The 1,127-nt window shown below is 66.8% G+C and carries 2 protein-coding genes and 1 pseudogene; 1 reads left to right on the forward strand and 2 read right to left on the reverse strand.

Features of this window, described 5'->3' with window-relative positions:
• Positions 1-267 (forward strand): integrase core domain-containing protein (locus tag EAO76_RS43720; RefSeq protein WP_148841750.1); only part of this gene is annotated, 267 nt, incomplete at its 5' end.
• A gap of 29 nt (positions 268-296) precedes the next feature.
• Here the strand turns inward: EAO76_RS43720 and EAO76_RS43725 are convergent.
• Positions 297-551 (reverse strand): annotated as a pseudogene (locus tag EAO76_RS43725) (DDE-type integrase/transposase/recombinase); the annotation flags it as partial.
• Positions 552-828: 277 nt separating this feature from the next.
• On the reverse strand, positions 829-1,127 hold a 299-nt coding region (locus EAO76_RS43730; RefSeq protein ID WP_148841751.1), incomplete at its 5' end, for an ATP-binding cassette domain-containing protein.

The raw sequence follows: 1,127 nt of genomic DNA on the forward strand, positions 1-1,127 counted from the left end.
AACTCGATCACGGAAAGGTGGGTGCAGACCTGCCGGCGTGAGCTGCTGGACCGCACCTTGATCTGGAACCAGCGGCACCTGCTCCACGCACTACGGGAGTTCGAAGAGTTCTACAACTCCCACCGGCCGCATCAGGGCATCGCCAACGCCCGTCCGCTGCACCCGCTGCCGGTGCCGATCACCGATCCGGAGCAGATCACCCGCCTCGACATACGAAAACGCGAACGACTCGGCGGCATCCTCCACGAGTACCAACATGCCGCCTGAACTGGGCGGATGAGGTTTTCGGCAGCAGCAACGTCGAGGACGTTGCCGCCCTGGCCGACTGCCCGCCACAGGTACCGCCGCACCCCGTTGATCTTGATGAAGACCTCGTCGAGATGCCATGTGTCACCGGCCCGCCGTCGGCGGCGGCGCAGCCCGTCGCCGTAGGCCTGGCCGAACTTCGCACACCACCGGCGGACGGTCCCGCAGGAGACGATCACGCCGCGTTGGAGCATCAGCTCCTCAACCCCGCGGTAACCGAGCGGGAACCGGAAGTACAGCCACACGCGGTGGGAGACGACTTCGGCCGGGTGGCGGTGCCCCTTTGTACGACGGCGTCGGGTTCACCACGACGATCCCCCTCCAGCATGATCAACCCGAAGATCCAACCATGTCATCCGCCAACGTGACAGCGCCCCCGTGGGCGATCAGATGTGACCAAGCTCCTCGCCTGGGTCCTACCCTGCGTCAATCCCCGAAGGACTTCCGACGCTTGGGATTTACTCACGGGAACGAGGAGTGGGACCTCTGGTGCTTTCGTCGGTCAGGAACCGCGTCCGTCGGTCAGGCCAGCGCGACCAGGTCCTGGTAGTCCGCGCCCCACAGGTCCTCGACACCGTCCGGCAGCAGGATGATGCGCTCCGGCTGGAGCGCCTCGACCGCTCCCTCGTCGTGCGTCACGAGGACGACGGCGCCCTTGTACGTGCGCAGCGCGCCGAGGATCTCCTCGCGGCTGGCCGGGTCGAGGTTGTTCGTCGGCTCGTCCAGGAGCAGCACGTTGGCGGAGGAGACCACCAGGGTGGCCAGGGCGAGGCGGGTCTTCTCGCCGCCGGAGAGGACCCCGGCGGGCTTGTCGACGTCGT

The organism is Streptomyces sp. sk2.1, from assembly GCF_008120935.1.
GTDB lineage: Bacteria > Actinomycetota > Actinomycetes > Streptomycetales > Streptomycetaceae > Streptomyces.